Origin of the sequence: Streptosporangium sp. NPDC049644, from assembly GCF_040675205.1 — a bacterium.
In the GTDB taxonomy this organism is placed as follows: Bacteria; Actinomycetota; Actinomycetes; order Streptosporangiales; family Streptosporangiaceae; genus Streptosporangium; species Streptosporangium fukuiense.
Genome location: NZ_JBFAOJ010000056.1, coordinates 1 through 24,455 on the forward strand (window position 1 = coordinate 1; position 24,455 = coordinate 24,455).

Annotated in this window: 21 protein-coding genes; 11 read left to right on the plus strand and 10 right to left on the minus strand. The window is 70.1% G+C overall.

What is annotated here, in order from left to right; all coding sequences use genetic code 11:
• Positions 1 to 155: 155 nt before the first annotated feature.
• Complete coding sequence (locus AB0J58_RS27510) at positions 156 to 1,499, plus strand: cation:proton antiporter (RefSeq protein ID WP_364220611.1); 1,344 nt, start codon at positions 156 to 158, stop codon at positions 1,497 to 1,499.
• On the opposite strand, the gene AB0J58_RS27515 is transcribed toward AB0J58_RS27510, so the two are convergent.
• Both AB0J58_RS27515 and AB0J58_RS27520 read right to left on the minus strand, forming a co-directional pair.
• Positions 1,462 to 2,541: a hypothetical protein gene (locus AB0J58_RS27515; RefSeq protein ID WP_364220614.1), complete on the minus strand. Its 1,080-nt coding sequence runs from the start codon at positions 2,539 to 2,541 to the stop codon at positions 1,462 to 1,464. The genes AB0J58_RS27510 and AB0J58_RS27515 overlap by 38 nt on opposite strands.
• A 98-nt stretch (positions 2,542 to 2,639) precedes the next feature.
• Complete coding sequence (locus AB0J58_RS27520; RefSeq protein WP_343963203.1) at positions 2,640 to 3,026, minus strand: GntR family transcriptional regulator; 387 nt, start codon at positions 3,024 to 3,026, stop codon at positions 2,640 to 2,642.
• A 277-nt stretch (positions 3,027 to 3,303) separates the two neighbouring features.
• Here AB0J58_RS27520 and AB0J58_RS27525 point away from each other — a divergent pair, with 277 nt between their 5' ends.
• From AB0J58_RS27525 to AB0J58_RS27540, 4 genes are all read left to right on the plus strand, one after another.
• Positions 3,304 to 3,687 (plus strand): hypothetical protein, encoded by a 384-nt coding sequence (locus AB0J58_RS27525; RefSeq protein ID WP_364220617.1) that lies wholly within the window; start codon positions 3,304 to 3,306, stop codon positions 3,685 to 3,687.
• Positions 3,684 to 4,235 carry an SdpA family antimicrobial peptide system protein gene (locus AB0J58_RS27530; RefSeq protein ID WP_364220620.1) on the plus strand — a complete coding sequence of 184 codons (552 nt, stop codon included), beginning with the start codon at positions 3,684 to 3,686 and terminating at the stop codon, positions 4,233 to 4,235. The genes AB0J58_RS27525 and AB0J58_RS27530 overlap by 4 nt, the downstream gene beginning before the upstream one ends.
• On the plus strand, positions 4,229 to 5,242 hold the full coding sequence (locus AB0J58_RS27535) for a sporulation-delaying protein SdpB family protein (RefSeq protein WP_364220622.1): 1,014 nt from the start codon (positions 4,229 to 4,231) through the stop codon (positions 5,240 to 5,242). Before AB0J58_RS27530 ends, AB0J58_RS27535 begins: the two co-directional genes overlap by 7 nt.
• A 155-nt stretch (positions 5,243 to 5,397) precedes the next feature.
• Positions 5,398 to 6,126 carry an LmbU family transcriptional regulator gene (locus AB0J58_RS27540; RefSeq protein WP_364220625.1) on the plus strand — a complete coding sequence of 243 codons (729 nt, stop codon included), beginning with the start codon at positions 5,398 to 5,400 and terminating at the stop codon, positions 6,124 to 6,126.
• Here AB0J58_RS27540 and AB0J58_RS27545 read toward each other — a convergent pair.
• The 4 genes from AB0J58_RS27545 to AB0J58_RS27560 all read right to left on the minus strand — a co-directional run bounded on the left by AB0J58_RS27545 (position 6,123) and on the right by AB0J58_RS27560 (position 10,699).
• Complete coding sequence (locus AB0J58_RS27545) at positions 6,123 to 7,010, minus strand: DUF4429 domain-containing protein (RefSeq protein ID WP_343963209.1); 888 nt, start codon at positions 7,008 to 7,010, stop codon at positions 6,123 to 6,125. The genes AB0J58_RS27540 and AB0J58_RS27545 overlap by 4 nt on opposite strands.
• A 54-nt stretch (positions 7,011 to 7,064) precedes the next feature.
• Positions 7,065 to 9,596 (minus strand): FtsX-like permease family protein, encoded by a 2,532-nt coding sequence (locus AB0J58_RS27550; RefSeq protein ID WP_364220628.1) that lies wholly within the window; start codon positions 9,594 to 9,596, stop codon positions 7,065 to 7,067.
• The gene (locus AB0J58_RS27555) at positions 9,596 to 10,402 is read right to left on the minus strand and encodes an ABC transporter ATP-binding protein (protein WP_364220632.1); all 807 of its coding nucleotides are present in this window, start codon (positions 10,400 to 10,402) and stop codon (positions 9,596 to 9,598) included. Before AB0J58_RS27555 ends, AB0J58_RS27550 begins: the two co-directional genes overlap by 1 nt.
• Before the next feature lie 99 nt (positions 10,403 to 10,501).
• Positions 10,502 to 10,699, minus strand: a complete 198-nt coding sequence (locus AB0J58_RS27560) for a hypothetical protein (protein ID WP_364220635.1) — start codon at positions 10,697 to 10,699, stop codon at positions 10,502 to 10,504.
• A gap of 274 nt (positions 10,700 to 10,973) precedes the next feature.
• On the opposite strand from AB0J58_RS27560, the gene rfbC reads away from it, so the two are divergent.
• The gene (rfbC, locus tag AB0J58_RS27565; protein ID WP_364220638.1) at positions 10,974 to 11,570 is read left to right on the plus strand and encodes a dTDP-4-dehydrorhamnose 3,5-epimerase; all 597 of its coding nucleotides are present in this window, start codon (positions 10,974 to 10,976) and stop codon (positions 11,568 to 11,570) included.
• Positions 11,571 to 11,633: 63 nt separating this feature from the next.
• Here rfbC and rfbD read toward each other — a convergent pair whose 3' ends face one another.
• The 4 genes from rfbD to AB0J58_RS27585 all read right to left on the minus strand — a co-directional run bounded on the left by rfbD (position 11,634) and on the right by AB0J58_RS27585 (position 19,970).
• Complete coding sequence (gene rfbD, locus AB0J58_RS27570) at positions 11,634 to 12,494, minus strand: dTDP-4-dehydrorhamnose reductase (RefSeq protein ID WP_364220641.1); 861 nt, start codon at positions 12,492 to 12,494, stop codon at positions 11,634 to 11,636.
• A gap of 283 nt (positions 12,495 to 12,777) precedes the next feature.
• A complete protein-coding gene (locus AB0J58_RS27575) occupies positions 12,778 to 16,779 on the minus strand; it encodes a S8 family serine peptidase (RefSeq protein ID WP_364220644.1) in 4,002 nt (1,333 codons plus the stop codon).
• A gap of 100 nt (positions 16,780 to 16,879) precedes the next feature.
• A complete protein-coding gene (locus AB0J58_RS27580) occupies positions 16,880 to 17,005 on the minus strand; it encodes a hypothetical protein (protein ID WP_364220647.1) in 126 nt (41 codons plus the stop codon).
• A 73-nt stretch (positions 17,006 to 17,078) separates the two neighbouring features.
• Complete coding sequence (locus tag AB0J58_RS27585) at positions 17,079 to 19,970, minus strand: AAA family ATPase (protein WP_364220650.1); 2,892 nt, start codon at positions 19,968 to 19,970, stop codon at positions 17,079 to 17,081.
• 847 nt (positions 19,971 to 20,817) lie between these two features.
• Here AB0J58_RS27585 and AB0J58_RS27590 point away from each other — a divergent pair.
• The 5 genes from AB0J58_RS27590 to AB0J58_RS27610 are packed head-to-tail and all read left to right on the plus strand — an operon-like array spanning position 20,818 to position 24,439.
• A complete protein-coding gene (locus tag AB0J58_RS27590) occupies positions 20,818 to 21,702 on the plus strand; it encodes a Gfo/Idh/MocA family oxidoreductase (RefSeq protein WP_364220653.1) in 885 nt (294 codons plus the stop codon).
• Positions 21,699 to 22,382: a hypothetical protein gene (locus tag AB0J58_RS27595; protein WP_364220656.1), complete on the plus strand. Its 684-nt coding sequence runs from the start codon at positions 21,699 to 21,701 to the stop codon at positions 22,380 to 22,382. Before AB0J58_RS27590 ends, AB0J58_RS27595 begins: the two co-directional genes overlap by 4 nt.
• Positions 22,379 to 23,221, plus strand: a complete 843-nt coding sequence (locus AB0J58_RS27600; RefSeq protein ID WP_364220659.1) for a sugar phosphate isomerase/epimerase family protein — start codon at positions 22,379 to 22,381, stop codon at positions 23,219 to 23,221. The genes AB0J58_RS27595 and AB0J58_RS27600 overlap by 4 nt, the downstream gene beginning before the upstream one ends.
• A complete protein-coding gene (locus AB0J58_RS27605) occupies positions 23,218 to 23,988 on the plus strand; it encodes a sulfotransferase (RefSeq protein ID WP_364220662.1) in 771 nt (256 codons plus the stop codon). Before AB0J58_RS27600 ends, AB0J58_RS27605 begins: the two co-directional genes overlap by 4 nt.
• 13 nt (positions 23,989 to 24,001) lie before the next feature.
• Positions 24,002 to 24,439 carry a VOC family protein gene (locus AB0J58_RS27610; RefSeq protein ID WP_364220665.1) on the plus strand — a complete coding sequence of 146 codons (438 nt, stop codon included), beginning with the start codon at positions 24,002 to 24,004 and terminating at the stop codon, positions 24,437 to 24,439.
• Positions 24,440 to 24,455: the final 16 nt, after the last annotated feature.

Here is a 24,455-nt window from a genome sequence, read left to right on the forward strand (position 1 = left end):
GGCCCTGGAAACCCGCTGCTGTACGGCATGGGGGCGTTCTCGGGCTCAAGACCGCGGCCGGTACCGGCCTCCTGACCCGCCCGGCAGGCACGACCTCGAAGGGAGGAAGTGGGCCTCGCCCGGCCGAAGCCGTGGCCGAGAGCACCACGTCCAGCATGACGAGTGTTCCGGGGACCGAGCCAGGTCTCGGCCGGCGTACCTGGCTCGGCATCGGCGCGGGTCTGGTGATCCTCATCGGCTCCGTGCTCCTGTGGGTGCCCGGCCTCCTCCGCGCGGAGGTGGCCGTCGATCCGATCACCAGGTTCCTGCTCGCGGTGGCCGTCATCCTGATGGCCAGCCACCTCTTCGGCGAGCTGATGCGCAGGGTGGGGCAGCCGCCCGTGCTGGGGGAGATCCTCGGCGGGCTGCTGCTGGGTCCCTCGGCACTCGGTCAGGTATGGCCGGAGGCGGTGAGCTGGCTCTTCCCCGCCGACGTGCTCGACAGTCTCGACAAGGCCGCGCAGCTCGGCCTCGTCGTCTTCATGTTCCTGCTCGGCTGTGAGCTGCGGACCGACAGGATCGAGCGCCCGCGTACCGTCACCGCCGCGGTACTCGGCGGCATGGGCCTGCCCCTGGTCGCCGGCGTCGGCGTCGCGCTGGCCGCCGGGCCGATGCTGGCCGGTACCGCGGTGTCGACGTTGACGTACTGCCTTTTCTTCGGGCTCGCGCTCGCCATCACCGCGTTGCCGGTGCTCGCCAGGATCCTCGTCGACCTCAAGCTCGACGGCACCGGCGTCGGCGCGCTGTCGCTGTCGTCCGCGGCGATCGGGGACGGGGTGGCCTGGTTGCTGCTCACCCTGATCCTGGCCGGCACCGGCAGCGGGGGCGTCGGGCAGGTGTCCAAGACAGCGGGTCTGGCCGTGGCGCTGGTGCTCGTCACCTACCTGTGCGTCCGGCCGGCACTCGCCGCGCTGGTGGCGCGGATGGAGTCCGAGCGGCTCCTGACCGTGGTGCTCGTGATCGGCGCGACCGGATTCTCCGCACTGACCCAGCTGATCAACCTGCATCCGCTGATCGGCGCGTTCCTGTTCGGTGTCGCCGTGCCGCGCAACTCGTCGGCCACCGACCGGATCGGCCACCAGCTGCAGGGATTCACCCTCATGATCCTGCTCCCGCTCTTCTTCGCCGGGGTCGGGCTGAACACCGCGATCGGGCTTCTCGGCGCGGATCTCGGCCACTGGCTGGTCGCCGCGGGAATCCTGGTCCTGGCGCAGGTGACGAAGGTCGCCGGCGCGGGCGGTGCGGCATGGCTGGCCGGGTTGCCCCGAGGGCAGGCGCTCCAACTCGGCGTGCTGATGAACTGCCGAGGTGTCACCGAGCTCGTGATCGCCACCATCGGGCTCCAGTACGGCATCATCAGCCGGCTCGGCTTCACGATCCTGGTGCTGACCGCCGTCGTCACCACCGCGTTCACCGGATGGTTCATGCGTCGCATGACAGGTCGTGAGCCGTCGTCCTGAGCCGGGCCGAGGGCCACAGCCGCTGGGGCCGCCGCCCCTCCTGGAGTTCGCCGGTCCGGCCGGACAGGTAGCGCGTCGTGATCCCCCGGACGGTGGCCGGGCGGCTGGGGGGTTGCCCACGCAGGGCGCGCCTGATCTCCTCGGCGCCGCCGGCGGCGTCGTCGACGGTCACGATGAACTCGCCGCCCCCGCGTAGCGCCACCAGGAGCCCCTCGCCCTTGCGTATCACGATGGCGTGCCGCCTGATGCTGCGCAGTCGCCAGCCCCAGCCCCACTCCTGTGGATCGATCTCGATCTTCTCCGCGGTCTCGATCCTGCTGAGCGGGATGCGCCGGATGAGACCGAACGGGATGCGGCCCCGCACCGAGAGCGTCGTTCCGTCGAAGGAGGCGACGATTCCGCCCCACAGATGCAGCGTGGTCAGCGACAGGAGAGCCGGTACGGCCATCCAGTGCGTACCGGCGATCGTGAGCGCGACCATGATGCAGGTGGCCGTGAACGTCTTCCAGACGAGGTCGGGATTGCGGGACTGACCGATCCACAGCGTGCGCCCCCGCCTGGAGCGGGCCCGGCCGACGACCGGATCGGTCGGCAGGTCGGCGGCCTCACGCGGGCCCCGCCGCGGCGGATGCACGGCGATCGCGCCGAACACGAAGACCAGCGCTCCACCGGCGATCGTGATGACCTCCGCGGCCGGTGACGTGGTGGCCTCTCGCCAGGTCGGGGCATCCAGGTTGGCGCCCACCGTGCCCAGCAGCACGGCGAGCCCCAGCGCGGTGGGCAGGGCCGCGGCGCTGCCCGCGGCGGCCCTGCGCCCGAGCGAGCCCGCGGGTCGTAGATAGGCGAGCAGGGCCAGGATCGCCCACACGCTCGCGCCGAGTATCAGGATGTCCCGGATCAGTGGTTGTAGCGGGGCTGACTCGTCGGGATGCCCATCGGTAAAGTGGGCGGCCACCGGGTCGGGCAGGCGCTCGCTGAGGAGGAAGGGGACCGCCAGGGTCAAGACGAACACGCTGAGAGGAGTGAGCACCACGATGATCAAGAAACGTATTGCTGCTCGCCTATCTTCCTCCTGGAATCGCATATTTCCCCCACTATTATAACATTTGTCCAAAAAGCGGACAAATGACACTATCTTGATCAATCCGAGATAGTGTCATAACTTGTGTTGCTTCGGAAAGCGTGTAACACAAGATTCATCAGCGCACTCTCCGTGACGCCCGCTCGTCGCGCTTCGACGACGAGGCTCACGAGCGCTCTGTCCAGGCGCCGGTCTCCACTTCGCGCCCCGGAGGCGATGACCACGGTTCCCCTGCCGCGGCGTACCTCGACCATGCCCTCGTCACGGAGCAGCGCGTAGGCGCGCAGCACCGTGTGCAGGTTCACCTGCAGGCTCGCCGCCAGTGTCTTGGCGGGAGGCAGGTGGTCACCTGGTTGCAACGTTCCCGTGATCAGCTCGCGCCGCAGGCCCTCGGCGATCTGGTCAAAAAGGGGGACTGCGGAGTTAGGGTCGATGTTCAGCTGCATAAGGTCTCAAGGTCGGGCGCCTCCGCCGTAGGCAAAAGGTAGTGGGGCGTCTGGTCGGGCTATTGGCCCCTTTACTGCTTGTTATAGAAATTATAGGATAACTTCTAACTTGCCTGACGCGGGTTGTTACGGGGTGCCAATGCAGCATAGACAGTTATCTATAGGACTATTGTGTGCTATCGGCCTCCTGAGCGCCTCCAGTGCGCTGGGAGCCACGGAAGTCAGACGTTATGACGGGGAAGCCCTGTTCCAGGGACTTTTCCTGGGGCAGGGCCAGGTGGCGGAGACATATCCGGACCTGCGCGTCCCGTCCTCGACCGGGACCTGGCCCGCAGCCAGGGCCCGGCAGCTGGTCGCCGGGATGAAGCGCGCCGCACCGGATTTCTTCACCGCCTTCGAGACCGCGATCACCAGCGGCGACCGGATCCGCATCGAGCAGGCCGCGACCTCCGCCGGCGAGCTGGCCGCGACGGTGCCGGTCGGCGACAACGGTCCCGCCGCTCCCAACGTCGCCTACTCCTTCATCGTGGTCGACTCCACGCTGGTCAAGCAGACCAACACCATCTGGAACACCAACCGGATCTGGAGCGTCCCCGAGGGCGGCACCGTGCTGGCCCAGGAACGCTGGGTCGACGACGTGGCGAAGACCCTTGTCCGGTGAACGCCGATGTCAGGCTGGGCGTCTCCACGGTCGCGCTCGGCCTCGGATGGACCGCCCTGATCCTCTACGTCGTCATCGGCCAACTGCCCAGTGCCGCCCTCCGACTGCCCGCGCAGCGAACGGTGAGCGAGGCGGCGCGGCTGGTCGCTCCCCAAGGGTGGGCGTTCTTCACCAAGTCCGCCCGCGAACCGAGGGAGACCGTGTGGCGCGCGTCCGCCGCCGGAGCGTGGCAGCCCTTCACGCTCGGACCGCACGCCGAGCCGCACAACCTGTGGGGGTTTGACCGGCGCTCCCGCGCCGAGGGGGTCGAACGCGGCATCCTGCTCGCGGCCGTGCCCGCCGACCGGTGGCGCGACTGCCGGAGCGAGGTGACCGAATGCCTCGGACTGCCCGGTGCGGCGGTGCCGGCGCGCAACCCCTCTCCCGACCCGATCCTCTGCGGAACGCTCGAGGTGACCCGGCAGAAGCCACTGCCGTGGGCCTGGGCGGACGCCGCGGCGCACACCCACATGCCGGTCTCGGTGGTGCGATTGGAGGTCGCATGCTGAGTGGACTCGGTGCCAAGGTACGGGGGGTGGCCGAGACGAGCCCGTGGACGAACGTGTACGGGCTCGCCAGGACCCTTCTCGCCCTCTGCACCCTGACCACGCTGCTCGCCAGCGAGACCTCCTCGCTCTTCAGACCCGCGCAGGGCGTTCCCGGCTACCCGTACTGTGACGGCGTCGCCGCCTACGGCCTGTTCTGCGTCCTCGACGTCGACCGGGCGCATCCGGTGGCCATCGCGATCCTCGCCGTCGCCGCCTCCGGGTGGCGGCCGCGGTTCACCGCGCTGCCGCACTGGTGGGTGGCCGTGAGCTTCCAGGCCTCCGCGACGATCCCCGACGGCGGGGACCAGGTCGCCGCGGTGCTCACCCTCCTGCTCCTGCCGATCGCGCTGACCGACGGACGCGCCTGGCACTGGGGACGTCCCCGGCCCGTCGCCGATCCGGTCGCCTCGCTGGTCGCCTGGTCGGCCCTGCTCGTCATCCGTGTCCAGGTCGCCGGCATCTACCTGCAGGCCTCGGTGGCGAAGCTGGGCCGGGAGGAATGGGCCGACGGCACCGCCCTGTACTACTGGCTCAGCGATCCGCTGTTCGGCAGTCCCGGCTGGGCGGCGGGGCTTCTCGAACCGCTACGCGTCTCGGCGGTCGGCGTCACGTTGCTCACCTGGGGACCGGTGGCCATCGAGTTCGCCCTGGTCATGGGGCTGGTGTCACGGCGGGCCGTCCGTCCGTACCTGCTGGTGGCCGGTCTCGCCCTGCACGCCCTCATCGGACTGCTCATGGGGCTGGGAAGCTTCGCCCTGGCGATGTTCGCCTGCCTCGTCGTGTACCTGAGACCTCTGGATCGGCCGTTCGCGTTCGGGAACGCGACGCTTCCGATGCTTCTTCCACACCGACCGCGCGTCCTTCCCGGCCCTGCCTGGCAGGCGATGGCACGCCTCGCCCGTCAGCCCAGGGACGCGAGTGTCGCCGAGGCCGGCCTCGGCCTGACCGATACCGACGCACGCCGCTGAACACCTGGCGACCGGCCGGGAGACGGCCGGCGCCGCGGCACCTATTAGAGCTGCGCACCTTCGTGCCCTGGCTCCGCGCACGCGGAACGATCACGACTCGGCCGTTCACGTCGTGCTGATTCGAAGAGCAGCGATACGGCGAAGGAAGGAAAACGATGAGCGAGCCTCTCGTTCGGGGAAAGAAAGGCGGCGAGAGCCGCGTGACACCGGTCCTGTCTCAGGAGAACGGGATCAACCGCCGTCTCGGGCTCGACCGGACGGTGATACCGAGAAGAACCGGCCTGCAGTTTCCGACCCAGATCCCGTTCGCCAACTGGGAGAGCATCGGCCGCCAGCTCTCCCTCATCGCCGACTCCTCCGCGTGGTGGCTGGGCGACTGGCTGGTCTACGGGGAGAAGCAGTACGCCGACCGCTACCGGACGGCCATCGAACGGACGTCGCTGGACTACCAGACGCTGCGCAACTACGCCTGGGTGGCCCGCCGCTTCGGCCTGCCCCGGCGCAGGGACAAGCTGAGCTTCGCCCACCACGCGGAGGTGGCGGCGCTGAGCGCGCCCGAACAGGATCTGTGGCTACAGCGCGCCGAGCAGCACGCCTGGTCCAGGAACCGCCTGCGCAAGGAGCTCAGGCAGGCGGCCGCCCTGAGAAACGGGGAGGGCGAGCCGGCCGAGGCGCCGAGCCCGCCGGTGAACGGTGCCGGCACCGGCGTCCCGGCCGGCTCCGGGCTCGCCGTGAAGCTGCAGCTGAGCCCGAGCCAGGAACAGCTCGAACGCTGGGAGTTCGCCGCGCGCAAGCACAACTGCGACCTGGCCAACTGGATGGTCCTGGTGCTGGAGAAGTTCGCGCTGGAGGTCACCCAGGAGGGCGCGGGGGTCCCCGGCTAGAGCTCCATCCGGCGCAGCAGCGACCGCTTGGCCGAGCTGAACTCCTCGTCGGTGAGCACCCCGGAGCGGTGCAGATCGCCGAGTTCGGCCAGGCGGCGCACCAGGGCATCGTGATCCTCCAGTGCGGCCAGGCGCCGCTGCCGCTCGTCCGGCTGGGCCGGCGGCGGCAGCGCGGGCGGCTCCTCGGGGCGGTGTGACAGCCGGGCCAGTACGGCGGCGGCGACCAGAGCGGTCGAGCCGCCGTACCGCTGCACGCCCCAGGACAGGCAGTGCAGGTCCTTCTCCGGCGACACGGCGGGAGCGCCGCCCCGGAGCCGGAAGCGGAGGCGGCCATAGCCGATGCCGGTCTGCGGGGCCCACTCCACCCCCTCCACATCCTCCAGCGGGAACGTCTGCGGGCCCGCCTCCTCCTTGATCGACTTGGCGAACACGCTCCACTCCAGGCGAATCCGCTCACCGTCGAAGCTCACCGTGCCGTCACCCGCCGAGGCCGACACCGGCACGGTGGGGCCGGGCAGCAGGAAGGTCTCGCAGGGACCGCTCGGCACCTGATCCAGCATCAGATGGGTGCGCACCTCGTCGGCGAGGTACTCGGCGGCCCCGGTGCGCCCCTTGGGGACCGCCAGCCGGTACGGGTCGACGGATCCCGACAGCCGCCCGCTGACCACGTCGGTCAGCGGATCGGCTCCGGGCCGCAGGCGGAGCTGCAGGTTGCCGCCCTTGCGCGAGGGCTCGAACGACGCCGCGGAGATCGCCGCGAGGGGGATCTCCAGCTCGCCGAGCGTCTTGCGCAGCTCGTGGACGTCGCTGTCCCCGCCTGGCACGATCCTGAGGATTTCACTGTCGAACGTCCATGATCCGTCCGGAACGGAGATCTCGGCCATGTCGTCACCCTAGGACATCCGGAAGCGTCACCGTAGCCCCCGCTCATCGACGGTTCACTGGTGCTGGATGGCCCGCAGGACGTTCATCCGCGAGGCCCGCCTGGCCGGCCAGATCGCCGCCACGACACCGATCAGGACGGCGCTGAGCAGGTAGAGCCCGAGCCTGCCGTACGGGATGTCGAGTACCTCGACGCCATCGGCCGCCATCACCCGCTGCAGTGCCCAGCCGAGCGCGGTGCCGAGCGCCAGACCGGCCACGGCACCGAACAGCGACACCATCACCGACTCGTAACTGATCATGGATCGGGTCTGGCCGCGGCTCATCCCGACGGCCCGGAGCAGCCCGATCTCGCGAGTCCGCTCCATCACCGACAGGCTCAGCGTGTTCACGATGCCCAGCGCGGCGATGAGGATCGAGAGCACCAGCAGGACCACGATCAGGTTCAGCACCTGGTCGATCTCCTGGCGGGCGTCCGCCCGTACGGCCTCGCGATCCTTCGGCTCGACGTTCGGGTACGCGCGTAGCGCCGACCGTACGGCCGCGAGGGCCCGCGCCTCGCCGCCGTCGTCGAGGTCGACGAACGCCTTCTGGATCAGACCGGCCGGAGCGTGCGCCTGGTAGCCGGCCGGGCTCATGACGAAGGGCATGCCCAGGACCTCGTTGGCGGCGAAGAGGCCGCTCACCCGCAGGGTCACCGCGGACCGGTCCGGGTAACGGCCCGTGACGGTACTGCCGACCTTCCATCCTCGCTCCGCGGCGAGCGCGCTCTGCACGAGCAGCCCGTCGGCGGCCAGGGTGCCGGTGCCGTCCTCGATCCTCAGGTTGGCCGGACCCGCCAGCGCGACCGGGTCGGCGACCAGGACGGACACCTGCTCGTCGGCGATCCGCATCGTCCCGTGCCGGACCGCGGTGACGCCGTGCACGCCCGGGACGGCGGCCACCCGGTCCACCGTCTCCTGGCTGAAACCGGTGAGACCGCGCGGGTCCAGGGAGAGGTCGGCGCCGAACTGACGGGCGATCCTCTGGTCGGCGGACGCGCTCATCGAACCGGCCACCACCGTCGCCACCGATACGAGTGCGAGCCCGACCATCAGCGCCGACGCCGTGGCCGCGGTGCGGCGGGGGTCCCGCCGGGCGTTCTCCCGGCTCAGCCGCCCGACCGTGCCGCCGAGCCGGGAGAGCGGCCAGCCGAGCAGCGCGATGACCGGCCGGCTCAGGAACGGGCTGAGCATCGTCAGGGCGAGCAACGCCAGCAGGCCGCCACCGATCACCAGGGCCGCGCCCCCCGCCTTCCCGGTCGCCAGGCCCGCGGCCAGCGCTCCCGTGCCCAGCAGGGCCAGGACGACGCCGGCGACGAGACGGAGGGTCATCGAACGGCGGGTGAGCGCCACGTCGTCGCGCATCGCCGCGACCGGCGGGATCTTCGCCGCGCGGCGCGTCGGCAGGTAGGCGGCCAGCAGCGTGACGAGCATGCCGACCGCGTACGCCCAGATCACGGTCGAGAGCCCGATCACCGGCGTGCGCAGCGGAACCTGGGTGCCGCCGGTGAACCGCTCGAACAGCAGCCTGAGCCCGTAGGACAGTCCCACGCCGGCGAGCAGGCCCAGGGTCGAGCCGAGGAAGCCGATCCCGAGTGCCTCGCCGAGCACCGCCCGGGTCACCTGGGCGCGGCTCGCGCCCATCGCCCGGAGCAGCGCGAGCTCCCGGAGCCGCTGCACGACCAGCATGGTGAACGTGTTGAGGATGATGAACGATCCGATGAAGACCGCCACCCCGGCGAACACCAGCAGGAACCGGCTGATCAGCTCGAAGAGGGAGCTCAGCTGGGACTTGACCTCCTCGACCTCGTCCGCGCCGGTCTTGGCCTCGTACTGCGCCGGGAGTGCCGCGCCGACCTGCTGGAGAAGCCGCTGCTGCGAGACGCCCTCGCGCGGCCGTACGAAGATCGCCGAGTACTGCCCGGGACCGGTCAGCAGGGCCTGTGCGGTCTCCGGGGCGAACATCACGTAGGTGGCGGCCCGGCCGACCTGGTCGTTGACCGCCCTGAAGACGCCGGCGACGCGCATCGACCTCGTCGCCCGCGCGGTCACCACGCTGACCGAGTCGCCGACCTTGAGCTGCCCCTCGGCCGCGGTGCGCTCCTCGACGACGACGTCGTCGGCCGCCGAGGGCTCCCGGCCGGAGAGTATCCGCAGGCCCGCGCCCGGACGTTCCAGGTACGCCGCGCCCAGGTGCGCCGCGCGGTCCTCACCGACGATCCGCCCGTCCTGGCGGACGAGCGCGGCGTACCCGTCGTACTGTCCCTTGAGTTCCGCGGCGCCGGGCACGCTCCGCTGCAGCGTGTCGACCAGGGAGGCCGGTATCGTGGCCGGCGTCGCGTTCTCACCCTCGGTCGGCTTGGGCCGGACGACCACGGTCGTGGTCTCGGTCCGCCCGGCGAAGATCGGATCGAAGCTCTGGGTGGCGGTGTCCCGGAAGATCATCGTGCCCGCGACGAAGGAGACCCCGAGCGTCACCGCGAGCACGGAGAGCAGCAGCCGGACCCGGTGCGCCAGGAGATTGCGCAACGTGAGTTTCGCGAGCATCAGATCCGCCCCTGCTCGCCGGGGGTCCTGCCGCTCGCCCTCGCGGGTTCGAACCTCTTCAGCCGCTCCAGGACCTTCTCCGCGGTGGGTTCCGGCATCCGGTCGACGACGCGGCCGTCGGACAGGAAGATCACGTGATCGGTGTACGCGGCCGCCACCGGGTCGTGGGTGACCATGACGATGGTCTGGCCGGTCTGCCGCACCGACTTCTGCAGGAAGCCCAGTACCTCGGCACCGGACCGGGAGTCGAGGTTACCGGTGGGCTCGTCCGCGAAGATGACGTCCGGCTTGCCGGCGAGTGCCCGCGCGCACGCCACCCGCTGCTGCTGGCCGCCGGAGAGCTGGTTCGGGCGGTGGTCCAGCCGCTCGCGCAGGCCGGTGGTCTCGATCACGGAGTCCAGCCAATCCTGGTCGGGCGTGCGTCCGGCCAGCCGGATCGGCAGGATGATGTTCTCCAGCGCCGTCAGGGTGGGCAGCAGGTTGAAGGACTGGAAGATGAAGCCGATCCGGTCCCGGCGCAGCCGGGTGAGCTGCTTCTCGTTCAGGTCCGTCACGTCCTGGTCGCCGACGAACACCCGCCCGGAGTCCACGCTGTCCAGCCCCGCCATGCAGTGCATGAGGGTGGACTTGCCGGAACCGGACGGCCCCATGATGCCGGCGAACTGGCCGCGCGGGATGTTCAGCGACACGCCGTCGAGGGCCGCCACCGCCGTGTCTCCGGTGCTGTACCGCTTGGAGATGTTCTCCGCGCGGGCGGCGACGGGCTCACCCGTCTCCTCCGCCAGCACCGCCGTCGAGTTCTTCATTTCCGGCTCCTCGGGCAGGTGTGTAATGGTCGTGACAGTTCGTTCATGGCCTCTGCTGATATCCCGGCATCGAATAGGTGGGGCGGAGAGTGCGGGACGTCAGGACGCCGGAGCTCTTTCCGCGGCGATGATCACGACAATCCCGAGGACCGCAAGAATCAAGTTCGCGTAGATCTCGTAACCTTCCAGGAAGGCCACGTTGTTGACGACGACGCGGTTGAAGAAGTTGAGCACCGCGCCGAGGATGGGCTGGACGGCGATCTGATCGATGGCCCCGCTTACGCCTTCGAGGATCATGATGAACCCGATGAGCTGTAAGGATTTACGCACGATTCAACATTAAGGCCGATCGTGGCGGCGGGAATCGGTCGTCGGCATCTCCCGCGTCAACCGAAGTCGCCGATACGGATCCTGCTTTCCGACTAAAGTATGAGACGCGTCGACTTTGGTATCACGACCGTCGGCGGGACACCCGAATTGGACCGTCTACCGTCAGCATTGGATTGTGGTGGAAAAGGCCACAGCACGTTCTACACGGTCCGGTAAACGGCCGGGATCAGGAGCAGCCGAGATGCAGCCGCTGAAAATCGAAGGCGCATGGATCGACGACCCGAAAATCCACATCGACGATCGGGGAGGTCTGCACGAATGGTTCCGCGAGGAGGAGTTCCACGCGGTCACCGGACGGCGGCTGCGGCTCTCCCAGGCCAACTGTTCCGTTTCGCGCCGGGGCACCCTGCGCGGGATTCACGTCGCCGACGTGCCACCGGGCCAGGCGAAGTACGTCAAGTGCGTGCGGGGGGCGATGCTGGACGTGATCGTGGACATCCGCGTCGGCTCACCGGGGTTCGGCCGGTGGGAGATGGTGCGCCTGGACGACGAGGACCACCGGGGGGTGTTCCTTTCCGAAGGGCTGGGGCACGGACTGCTCGCGCTGACGGACGACGCGACCGTGATCTACCTGTGTTCGGAGGGCTACAACCCGACCAGGGAGCGCGGCATCCATCCACTCGATCCCGAACTGGGCATCACCTGGCCGGCGGACATCGAACCGCTCCTGTCGCCCAAGGACGCCGCGGCGCCCACCCTCGCCGAGGCGCGCGCGGCCGGTCTCCTGCCCTCCTATGAGGAGTGCCTGGCCTTCTACGCCTCGCAGGCCCGCGGGTAGGGACTCACCGGCCGTCGCGTCGGTGTGCCGGCCGCGAACCGTCATCGGCGGGTGCGCACCCTCTCAGCGGAAGGGCTTCGCCAGCTCGGGGTGGGCCGCGCGCAGCGCGTCCCGCCAGGGGCGGAGCGGCTCCAGACCCAGCTCCCGCCACCGCGCGTGGCCCAGGACGCTGAAAGCCGGTCGCTTCGCCGGCCGGACGAAGGCCTCGGAGGTCGTCCGGCGCACCCGCCCGGGGTCGGTGCCGGACAGCCGGAAGATCTCCTGGGCGAGCTCGAACCAGCTGGCCCTCCCGGAGTTGGTGGCGTGGAACATCCCCGCGGCGGAGCCGAGCTCGCCCAGCCTGACCAGCCGGTCCGCGAGGTCCGCGGCCCAGGTCGGCTGCCCGAACTGGTCGTCGACCACCTCGACGGTCTCCCGTTCCGCCATGAGACGGAGCATGGTGCTCACGAAGTTCGATCCGTGGGCGCCGTACAGCCATGCCGTTCGGACGACGGCGGCGGAGGGCAGCGCGTCGAGGACCGCCTTCTCCCCGGCCAGCTTGGTCCGCCCGTACGCGGTCCGCGGCTCGGCCGGGTCGCCCTCGGCGTACGGGACGTCCGCGTCACCGGAGAAGACGTAGTCGGTGGAGACGTGGACCAGCCGGGCGCCGTGCCGCGCGCAGGCCTCGGCGAGCAGCCGGGGGCCGTCGGCGTTGACCCGGTAGGCCTCTCGCTCCCGTTCCTCGGCGTCGTCCACCGCCGTCCAGGCGGCGCAGTTGACCACGACCCGCGGGGTGAGCGTCTGGAAGGCCGACTCGACCTGGCCCCGATGGGAGATGTCCAGGTCGCGGCGGGTTCGTGCGGCGATGTCGTGCCCTCGTCCGCGCGCCAGCGCGACCACCTCGTGCCCGAGCATGCCTGTCGCCCCCGTGACGAGCCACGTCATGGCGTTCTCTCCCTTGTCTCCAGGCATCGCCGGCTCTGATCACCCTAAAGCCGGAAGGCGATCGAGGGGTATGGAAGACGAGACGGCGTCCGGCGCCTACGGGTACGACGGCGCGTCGCGCAGCCGGCGTACGCTCAGCACCGCCTCCCACATCGGGTCGTGACCACCGGAGTCCCCATGGCGATCGCCGTCGCCACGCGGTGAAGATCGAAAGATCGCTGCCGCGTCGGTGACATGGGCGTCGCGACGCGGCAGCGGTCTCTCAGCGGGTGGTCCCCTCCGTTCAGCGCAGGTCGAACAGGCGGGTGCTGGTCTGCTTGAGGCGGTTGCCGTCGGCGTCCCAGGCCTCGACCTTCAGGCTGACCGCGCCCTTGGTGTCGCGCAGGGACGGGTAGCGGGTGTCGGCGGTGTAGGCGCCGTCACGGTCGCGCTTGACCGAGACGGGCGTCCACCTGGCGCCGTCGTCGGTGCTCATCCACAGCTTGAGCCCGGCGATCTTCGGCATCTTCGCCGCGGACGGCGAGTGGTAGGCCTCGACGGTGAACCTGTGGGATCGGCCGGCGCGGACGGTGTTGTCCATCGCCAGGGTGTCGCCCAGGTCGTAGCCGGCGAAGACGACGGGGGTGGGCCGGCACTGCTCGGTGACTCCCGCGACGACCCAGTACTTGCAGAACGATCCCGGCAGCACGTGTTCCTTGGCCGGCGGGGCGCGGAACGTCCACTCGGTGTCGTGCTGGGCGTTCTTCGCGGTCAGCCGGTAGGTGCCGGCGCCCTCGGGCAGGGTGAACGCGGGGAGGTTGTCCAGGTAGGGCCGCGTGGCGCGGGGGATCTCCGTGCCGTCCCGGTGGAGACGCAGGTCGTAGTCCGGGGTGAGAAGAGCGTTGTTCTTCCAGAATCCACTGCTGAACGGATGCTTGTCGGGCGTGCCCGCCGGGGCGAACTCCGCCCAGAGGGTGTCACCCTGCACGCAGATCGTGCACGTCAGGTCCACGCCCTGTGTGGTGAGGGGCGGCGCGTTCTTGTCGGCGAGTGCGTAGACCTTCTCCGCCACCGTCATGGCGCCCGGTGTCAGGCCGGCGGTGAACCACTGCTGCCGGGTACGGCCGGGCCGGTCGAACACCTCGGTGCGCCACCGGGTGTCGTAGTAGGCCGTCCTGTCGAGGTTGGCGGAGCTCATGCCGTGCGAGTGGATGACCTTGGGATCGATGGGGCCGACCCATTCGGTCCGGCTGGTCGGTCCGACGAAGGCGGTATGCGCCCAGAACGAGGTGGCCGTCGTCGTGGTCGCGGCGTCGTCCTGCTTGTAGATCGTGTGGTGGTTGTTGAAGCCGGTCGGCTGGGAGGCGTGGACGTCCAGGTCGACCTGGGCGAGCTGCTTGCCGGTGAAGGTGTAGTGCAGGGACTTCGGCACGCTGCCCTCGGCGTACGGCTTGAGGGTGTAGGCGTAGGGCGTCTGCGGTGTGCCGGTCACCCGGACGCCGACCGGTTCGCTCGCGAGCCGGGCGCGCAGCTGCAGCCCCTCCTTGTTCGACAGGGAGACGTTCGGGAGGCTGATGGGCTTGGGGTCGCCGGTGTTGATCTCCTGGTAGACGCCGATCGGCAGGGCGCAGGAGGCGCCCTTCGATGGGAAGACCGCAAATCCGGCCGCACCGGCCTCGCGGATCGGGATGACCTTGCTGATCATGGTGTAGCACTTCGCATGGCCGTCGGGCTCGACCCCCGTCTCCACGAGGGCCAGCTTGCCGCGCAGGTCCTTCCCGGCGATGTCCTCGGGCCGGCCCTCTCCGACGTCGACGAGCGACAGGTTCCGCGTCCCGGTGAACGGCTTCCAGTCGGGCTGGTTGTTCTGGCGGGGGCCCTCCGGGTAGTCGAAGTGATGAGGGGCGACCGGATCCAGGGTGATCGGCTTGCGCCCGCCCGTGCTCATGGTGACCTGGGCCTGCCCCAGCGTCCACTGGCCGGAGAAGCGGAACCTGCCCTTGGTGACGGGCTTGGTGGGGGTGGCCCACACCTCCGCCCACGCGCCGGCCTCCGAGCCCGGAGTCACCCTGGTGGCGTACGTCTTGCCGTTGGCGATGGTCCGCTGGGTGACGACGACCCAGATGTTGTTCAGCGGCTCGGCCGGCTTAGGGGTGCTGAAGCGGACCTGGGAGGCCTGCCGGGCATCGAGCGTGATCTCGGTGTCGCCGGTGACGGTGACCTCCGGGTTGATCAGGAACATCTCGTTGTACCGGTCGTCGGAGTCCACCGTGCCCACCAGCTGCATCACCGAGTGCGTGCCGACCGGGACCCGGGTGACCGTGATCCCCTCGTCCGACAGCACGGTGCCCGCGCTGTATTCCTTCTCGCCGTCGACGTCGAGGGTCTCCTGGTACCACGGCGTGACGGGCTTGCCGTCCCTGCCGACGGTGCGGACGGTGAGCTGGGCGAGCGGAGCCTCGCGCACCGTGCCCACCGGGGTGGTCAGCCGGACGCCGTCGGCCTCGGTCGTCACGGCACCGGTGTAGGCGCCGAGCTCCAGGCCGGCCGTGTCGAGGGTGACGGTCGCCGAGGCGGTGCCGTTCGCGGGCACGGTGAGGGTCGGATCGGTGCTCAGCCTGCCTTCCACCGCGCCCTTCCCCACCTTGTGCAGGGCGGGGGTGAGCGTGAGGGTGACCGGCTGGTCGGTGAGGTTGCGGTAGGAGAGCTCCCGCTGCAGGGTCTCGCCCTCCTCGGTCACCGAGCCGAAGTCGATCCCGCCGGTGGTGGCGAAGACCCGCTGGGTATACGCCTTGGCGAGGTCCACCCGCCCGGCGCCCTGCTCGTACACGGTGAAGCCGTCGTCCTTGGAAGTGGACATCAGTGCGGCCTTGAGCAGCGGCCCCTTCCAGTCGGGGTGCTGCTGCGCCATGATCGCCGCCGCGCCCGCCACGTGCGGCGTGGCCATCGAGGTGCCGGACGCCTCGGTGTAGTGGTCGTCGACGGGGGTGCCCATCGCGGTGCCCGCGGCGCGGGCGGCGGCGATGTCCACACCGGGCGCGGCGATGTCGGGCTTGAGCCCCGAGTCGCCGAACCGCGGCCCCCGGCCGGAGAAGTAGGCCATCTGGTCCTGTTTGTCGACCGCGGCGACGGTGAGCGCGGCCTCGGCCGTGCCGGGCAGGGACACGGTCCCGGGGAGGGCGCCGGAGTTGCCCGCCGCGATGACGAACAGGGTGCCGGTGGACGCGCTCAGGTCGTTGACCGCCTGGCTGATCGGGTCGGTGCCGTCGCTGGGGCCGGCGCCCAGGCTCATGCTGACGACCTTGGAGCCGCTGCTGGCGGCCCATTCCATGCCCTCGATGATCCAGGAGTCCTGGCCGGAACCGGCGTCGTCCAGCACCTTGCCGACGACCAGCTGCGCGCCCGGTGCCACACCCTTGTGCGTGCCGCCGGACGCCGCTCCGGAGCCGGCGATGGTGGAGGCCACGTGGGTTCCGTGGCCGTGGCCGTCCTTGACCGGCGAGTCGGGGACGAAGGACCTGGAGTCGGCGATCTTTCCTGCGAAGTCGGGGTGGGTGGCGTCGATGCCGGTGTCCAGCACCGCGACCTTCACCCCGGTGCCGTCGTGGCCGCCGGCCCAGGCCTGCGGCGCGCCGATCATGGCCACGCTCTCGTCCAGGACGGCCTTGACCTTGCCGTCCAGCCACACCTTGGCGATCCCGCCGCTCAGCGTGTCGGACGCTTTCAGGCCGGCCGAGGGGGCGGTCCGTACGGCTTCCCAGAACGTCCCCGCCTCCGCCTTGGTGACGTTCACGGCCGAGGCGTGGATGCTGTCCAGCGTGTTGGTGGGGACGCTGGCCGGGATCTCGTCGGCAGCCCGCCTGAGGGTGGCGCCCTCGCGGTCCTTCGGGTACTGCACGATCACCGGGACCTGCTTGGTCCGGTCGTCGGCGTAGCCGTTCTCCGCCAGATATCTGACGTCGAACAGCCGCCGGTCCAGCCGCCCCGCCTGAATGGCGGGCATCGCGTCGGTGGGCAGGACGTAGACGCCCTCGGGAGTGGTCCGGGTGACCAGCCGCGGCCGGCGGCCGTCCGAGCGGGCGGCGGGTTCGGTCTTCACGTCGAAGCGGCCGACTGCGGCCTGGGTGAGCGTGACCTTGTCACCGGTGACCAGGGTGATGACGTGCGGGCCCGGGCCGACACCCTGGAGTGTGACGGGAGCCGCCGGGGGCGGCTGCGCCGGCCCGGCGGCCAGTGCCGCCGGCGTCTGCGGCAGCGCGGTCGCGGCCAGTGCGAGGAGCGAGGTCAGCAGGACGGTGCGTTTCACGCGGTCCTGCCAGGGGGTGACGGCCGGAATCCGTTCTCGGACATGGCGGGGCACTGCCTTTCTGCGTGATCGCGATGGGGGGAGAGCGGGGAGAGCCGGATCACAGGGGCTCGAACCCCTCGGGGAGCCGGGGCGCTACGGCGACCGGTCGGGTCACCTCCTCGGACTGCGCCTCGTGACCGGGGTCCTCGTTCGATGCGGGCTCAGGCGCATCCTGGTCAGACATGAGGCAAGCATCGTCGCCACCCCCTCGGCGGGCTATGGGGTGACATGTGGGGAAAACACCCCAACTTTCCCGATCAAGGTCCTGCGGGGTGGTCCAGGTGGCGGGCCAGCTCCGTCCGCGAACGCGCGCCGAACTTGCGCATCGCCGCGCCGAGATGCTTGTCGACCGTCTTCGGCGACAGGAACATCTCCCTGGCGATCTCCTGGTTGGTCAGCCCCTGCGCGGCGAGCCGTGCCACCTGCCGTTGCCGCGTGGACAGCGAGTCGCCCGCCACGCTGCGCGCCGGGGCGGGGGAGGACGGGCGCAGACCCCATCGCCGCGCCAGCTGCGTGGCCCGATCCAGGTCCCATCGCGCGCCCAGCTCGCCGTACCCGGTGGTGGCGGCTTTGAGGGTGTCCGCCGCGGCCGCGTCGCCGAGGGCGAAGAGGCAGGCCGCGGCCTGCTCGTTCGCCTGGGCCGCCTCATAGGGCGCCGACGACCCTCCGAAAGCGGCGGCGGACGCCGCGAAATGCGCCGCGCCCTCGCTCCACCGCCGCTCCGCGGCGGCCAGGAGACCACGGGCCTGCCGGAGCGCCGCCGGAGCCAGCGGCGCGTCCACCCCCGGCAGCCGGGACTCGTACCGATCCACCACCTCGGCCGCCTCTGTCGGCCTGCCCGCCGCCAGCAGCGCCTCCGCCAGCGCCGGAACCGCCCGGACCCCCACCGGCCAGAAGCCGTTGGCCTCCCACATGGCGACGGCCTCCGAGGTCTCCGCGATCGCCGCGGCGGCCTCACCACGGGCGGTGGCCACCCGCAGCAGCATGCTCACCGGAAACGGGAGCAGATCGACGTCTCCCATGGCCCCCACCCGCTGGACGACTTCACGTAGGAGATCCTGAGCGGCGTCCATACGGCCCGGGGCGGGCGACAGGCAGGCCGCCACGGCATCCAGGAGGTTCATTTCGACCGGGCGGTCACTGCGCCCGTGACGCAGCGCCTCGATCTCCTCGCCCAGCCCGTCCCAGGTGCCCCGGCAATAGGCCACCATCGTCATCGAGGCACGACAGCGGAACTCCATGCCGCCGGTGACGTCGGCGCTCGCCGCACTCTCCAGCGCCTTGGTCAGCAGTCGAAGCGCCACCTCGTGATGTCCGCTGAAACAGGCCTCGTCGCCGATGGAGCGATAGGCGGAGACCTCCCTGCGGCGACCGGCGTAGCCGCCCGTCTCCCGCACGACGCGGTCGGTCAGCTCGGCCCAGCGCGGATCGCCGGCCACGGTGAACACCATCGCGACCTTGCTCAGCACGAGAAGCCGGGTCACGGGGTCACCGACCTCGGGCAGCGTCTCCAGAGCGCGCTCCAACCACCCCAGACGCTCATGGGACGGCACGTCCATGGTGGCCGGCAACGCCAGGGCCACCATGGTCCAGGCCGCCAGCTCCGGCCGCTCGGCCAGATCCTCCAGGGCGTCGGTGAACATCCGATACCTGCGCGCCGGGTCCGTCCGGGTCACTTCGAGCTGCATCCCCAGCAGGAACCGGAGCTCACCGCGGACCGGCCCGGGAGGGGCCTGGTCGAGCGCCTCGGCGAGCAGGTCGCCGACGTCCGGCAGATGCAGCAACTCCGAGGCGGCCCACCCCAGCCGGATCGTCAGGGCCGCCCGGCGCTCGGGCGCCAAGTCCGCGTGGCGCAGCACGTCCTCCAGGAGCCGTGCCACCTCGGCGTCGTCACCCAGCTCGAAGGCGCTGTCGGCGGCCTTCACGGCGGCGTCCACCCAGTCACCGAGCCGGCCGGCCTGCCGGAGATGGTAGGCCACCTGCCCGAGCGGCACCGGGCGCAGGCCCTGGACGGCGGTCGCGGCGGCGGCGTGCAGGGTCTGCCTGCGCCCCAGCCCGATCCCCTCGTGGACCGCCTGGGCCGCCAGCACGTGCCGGAATCTCACCATCCCGTCCCGCTCGACGAACAGGCCGGAGTCCAGTACCTCGTCCACCGCGCCGGCCGCGTCCTCGGAGGACAGGCCGGTGACGTCGATGAGCACCGCGACCGGCGAGGCGAGCTGGAGCACCGCGCCCGCCTCCGCCACCGCCCGCGCCGCGGGTGACAGGCACCCCACCCGCTCCCGCACCGAGGAGCGCACCCCGCTCGGCACGTCCAGCTCCTCCAGGGCCCTGCGCGCCCATCCGCCGCCCCACGGGATCAGCACCCCGCGCGACCGCAACAGCGCCAGCAGCTCCTGGATCGCCAGCGGCAACCCCGAGGCCCGCAGGCACAGGTGCGCCGCGAACTCCTCGGAGACCTCGCGGCTGTCCAGGATCGCGGCCGCGAGCTCACGAGTCTGTCTCTCGTCCAGCGGCGTCAGCACGATGTGCTCGTGGGTGAGCGTGTCGGCGGGACGCGCCGTCAACGCCCGTACGGCGGCCGACGCCTCCTCGCCCCGGCAGGTCAGTACGACCGACAGCGTGGCGGGCGGCTTGGCCAGCAGATACGCCAGGAACTCGACCGTCTGCTCATCGGCCCAGTGCAGATCCTCCACGACCAGCAGCGCCGGACCCAGCGCGGCCAGCACCTCGCTCAGCCCGCGGAACAGCCGGTGCCGCTCGGCCGCCCGGTCGTCCAGTGGCTCGGGCGGCTGCGGCAGCACGTGGGCCAGCTCGGGAAGCAGGGCGCGCAGCGAACCCGCCACCGGCGACAGCGCCGCTCCCGCCAGATCCTCGCTGCGGGACCGCAGCGCCTCGACGACCGGCCCCAGTGGGAACGGCTCCCTGATCTGGTTGCACCCGCCGCTGAGCATTCGCCGTCCCGCGACCTCCGGCCGCGCGGCCAGCTCCGTCACCAGACGGGACTTGCCGATGCCCGCCTCACCCTCGACGAGGATCACCGAAGGCGGCACGGTCACCGCGGTGACCAGCCGCTCCAGCTCTCCGTCGCGCCCGACGAGCACCGGGGAGACCATCCGGCCGTGAACCCTGTGCCCATCCGTGCTCATCCGCTCACCAGCCCCGCTGATTCCGCCCCCGCTGCGATCACGACATTCAATACCTTCTGGCCATAAATGTCATTAAGGTTGGCCCGCGAGATGGGCTTCTAGAGCATCCGGACGCCGCGCCACCTCCGCTTCCGACGTTCGTCGGGAAGTCCTCATCGCCTCCGCCGGGCAGGCCGAGGGCCACCCGGCACGCCTCGGGACCGGCGGAAGTCGATGATCGAAAAGGTCCGCACCTGTCGTGGCCGGTGTAATTACGATCATGACGCCGGCGAAGGCGGACCGCCACGGCGGTGCGGCGGCCGCCGACCACTCGCGCCGCGCCGGATCCGAGTGTCGATTCGGCCCGGATCACCTCGTTCGCCGCTCCCCGACGAGATCCCGCCTGGTGGCGTTCCGAAGAAGTATTGACCTGTCCGGATTTATTTATTGGCAGTTATAATATGATTTTCGGTAGGCATAGAATGGCGCGATCGCCGTCCGCGGAGTGAACGGCCGAATACCGGGTCGTACCGGCCTCAGGTGAACAGGGCGCGGTCGAGATCAATACGACCAAAAAGAAAGCAATGTCGTAAAGGGTCGACAGGCGCCGGTGCGTACGTGCATGGTCAGGTCCACAGATTTGAATGACATCGGGGTGACGATGCGCTTCGGGGAGTTCGCCGCTCCCCTGTCCGCGACGGGGGCGGACGGGGGAAAGGCTTTGCGTATTCCAGCTGCCATACCTGCACGTACAGGGCTATCGCCTGCTCGGTCACCGATCAGTGTGCCTGCGTGATCGCCTCAACTTGGCTGTCGAGTAGCTGACCGTCACCCGTCGTAACGTACTGCACGACTTCGGAGGGGAACCATGCGGGTTGCGATCGTCGGGTACGGGGGGGCCGGCCGGCAACATGAAGAGGCGATTCGGCAGGTCGCTCAGGTATCGCTCGCGGGCATCCTCGACACCGATGACGAAATCCTCCTTCCGGAGGAACTGAGGCTGCCGTCGTGGGACGCGGTGTTGTCGGACTCCACGATAGACACCGTCGCGCTCTGCCTGCCGCCGGGTGGCCGCGCGGATCGGGTCGTCGAAGCGTTGCGGGCGAACAAGAAGGTCCTGGTGGAGAAGCCGCCGGCGATGTCCGTGGCGGAGTTCGACCGGATCGTCGCCGAACCCGGAACGGTCGCCGTCATGCTGCAGCATCGGTTCCGGCTTCCTCGCGAGGCACTGCTGGACTGGCCGGGCGGCGCCACCGGCGTCCTCCTGGTCAGCCGGCCCAGGGACGCGGTCCGGCACTATCGGGGGTGGCGTGGCGACTCCGGCAGTGCGCTGGGCGGAATCATGGCGCACCTGGGTGTTCACTACCTCGATCTGGCCTGCCAGGTACTGGGCGAGGTCGAGCGGGTCGAGATCGCCGACTATCACGAGTGCGCCCCTGGAATCGATCTGCGAAGCAGCGGCCTGATCCGGTTCACGTCGGGTGCCACGCTGAACTTCACGGTCACCGCCGATGTGAGCACGCGTGCGGAGCGACTGATCCTGCTGGCCGATGACCGCAGGCTCGAAATCCGGGACGGTGCCGTCGAGTTCCAGCGGGGAGACGAGATCGTCGGCGCCCGGGAGCTCACCACGTCACAGGCCAGGGCGCGGGTGTACGGGGAGTTGTCCGTCGGGCCCGACCGCTCGGCGCTGCACCGGACCCGCCCGGCGATGGTCGTGCTGGACGCGCTGCGGGAGATGGGTGCCCGATGAGCTCCAGGCTCGGACTTTCCTCGGGGTCGGCTCCCCGGCTCACCGCCGCCGAATTCGCGCGGCTGACCCGGGCGGCTCTCGGCGAGGTCGTCGATCTCCGGGCGGGCAAGGGCCACGCTTGGGAGGACGAGGGGATCGAGGGCCTGGACGGTCTGCCCGTGGCGTTCGTGGGCATCTCCGTGGTGCTGGGCCGGCCAGGGCAGGACACCGCTGCCGCGACCCGATTCGCGGGCCATGCGATCAAGGTGTTCGCCGAGGCGGGCGCGCTGGCGGCGACGAGCACCGCCCAGCAGTTCGCCGAGCTGGTCCGGGGCAGGGAAGCCGAGCAGGTACTCGTCGAAACCCATAACGGGTACGCGGCGATCGACGAACTCCTGCGACTCTGTGACCGGTACGGCTGCCGGCTGGTCCTCGACAACCTGGGGCTCGCCCAGATCGGCGCCGATGTCCGATCCGAGGAGGCCCGGTTGCTGACCAGTACCGCCGCGATCCAGGTCAAGGGTTTCACCCTCCCGTCCGATCCGAACGAGCGGCCCCGGCATCGCGCGCTTGACTGCGAGGACCTGGGCTGGTTGGCACCCTTCGCCTCCACCGGCGTCGACATCACCGTGGAGTCCCGGGCCGGCGTGCCCCAGGCGGACCTCCAGGTGCTCCGCAGAGTCTGGAAGGATTTCCGATGAAGCTGGCGATCATCAACGACGAGATCGATCAGGATCTGGCCCGGGCCGCCGATGCCGTGGTCGAGTGTGGTCTCACCGGCGTCGAGATTCGTTCGGTGGCCAACGTGCCGCCGCATGTGCTGAGCGACGCGCAGCTTGGCGACGTACGCCGGACATTGACGGAGCGGAATCTGGCCGTGGCCGGCTTCTGCCCGCCGGCGCTGAAGCGGAAGATGCCCCGGACCGACGCCGACGTGGCGGCGACTCGGAACCTGCTCGGCCGCGCGATCGAGCAGGCGAACATACTCGGTTCGCCGCATGTGCGGATCTTCACCTTCTACCGTGACGGCGATCCTGACCCGAAGGCCGCGGCGCTGGTCGCCGCGGAGGTGCTGGACGGCCTGGATCTGGCAGGCGTCCGGCTTCTTGTGGAGACCGGCACCCGGACCAATACGCCGACCATGGCGTTGACGCTCGCCTTTCTGGAGGCTCTCGGGCGACCGGAGATCGGTGTGCTGTGGGATCCGGGCAACTCTGTCTTCAGCGGCTGGCACGCCAACCCCTTTCCCGAGGAGTACACGATCGGCCGAGAGGTGATCGGCCACATCCACGTGAAGGACCCCGCCGGGACCAGCGGCTACGTGCGACTCGGTGACGGAGATCTGCCCTGGGGACGGATCATCGAGAGGCTGGGCGCGGACGACTACACCGGCTGGCTCTCGCTGGAGACCCACTGGCGTTCTGGGCGGGTGCTCACCCAGGACCAACGGGACCGTCCGTGGGGTGACGCCTTCTCGGAAGGTGGTTATCCGGCCAGCGTCACCTGCATGCGGGCATTACGAGCGCTGGTCGCGTCATGACCGAGCCCCTTCTGCTTCTCGGCGCGCAGCGCTCGGGCACGACCGCGCTCGCGCACGCGCTGAGCAAGGCGTACGCCGCCATGGGCGGGATCTTCACCGTCAACGGAAAACTGCCCTACGTGCTGGCCCGCTGGTGCACGAGGGCGGACCTCGCCTGCCGACACTTCCGGGCCGATGAGATCAGCCACGCGCTTCACCGTAAACCGCCGGGCGGGATACACGCGGCCCGCTGGCTCGGGAACCTCGACAGGGTCCTGCGCGACACCGCCGCGGAAGTGGCCCGCGGCGAGCACACCGACCCGGTGGCCACGTGCAGGCACGTGATCGAGCGGGCCTACGCGGACTGGCCCCGCTGGGGCGACAAGTACAACGAGTATCTGCTGGACCTTCCCGGTCTCCTCGACGTGCTGCCTCGACCGCGGGTGATCCTGCTCGTCCGGCACCCGCTGGAGGCGGCCGCCTCACAGCTGGAGTGGACGGGCGACCGGCCCTGGCGGCCGTCCTCGACCGCCGACGCCTGCCGGAAGTGGGCGGCCTGGCACACCTCCTGGCTGGAGAGCGCCGACCGGATCGCACCCGAGCGGAGGCTCGTCGTCGACTACCACGAGCTGTGCTCGGGCGCGGCGACCGAGCGGCTCAGTACCTTCACCGGCCTGGAACTCTCCGGCCCGCTCAACGCTCTCTCGGCCACCAGACCTTCGGCGATCGAAGAACCGTCGCCGGAGATCGCAGCAGTGTGGCGGACGCTCCGCCACACGATTCCGTAAGGGGAACCGACAAATGAACGATCTCTCAGTTTCGAGCCAGGGATATGGTCCCGATCACGGGACCGAGTTCGGCTACGGCCTGCACCACATCCAGATCGCCATCCCGGCCGGCAGCGAGGACGACTGTCGCGCCTTCTACGTCGGTGTTCTCGGCATGGTGGAACTCGTCAAGCCGCCGGTACTCGCCGCGCGCGGCGGCCTCTGGATACGTGCCGACAACCTGGAGATCCATCTCGGTGTCGAGAATGATTTCCGGCCGGCCCGCAAAGCCCACCCGGGAATCCGGGTCGCCGACCTCGACGCTCTGGCCCGGCATCTGGCGGCCAAGGGCGTCGAGGTGACCTGGGACGACAACTTTCCCGGGCACCGGCGGTTCTACGCGGCCGACAACCTCGGCAACCGGCTGGAGTTCCTGCAGCGTGACGGTTTAGACGCGCCGGTGGAGTGGTGAGATGAACGATCTCCCA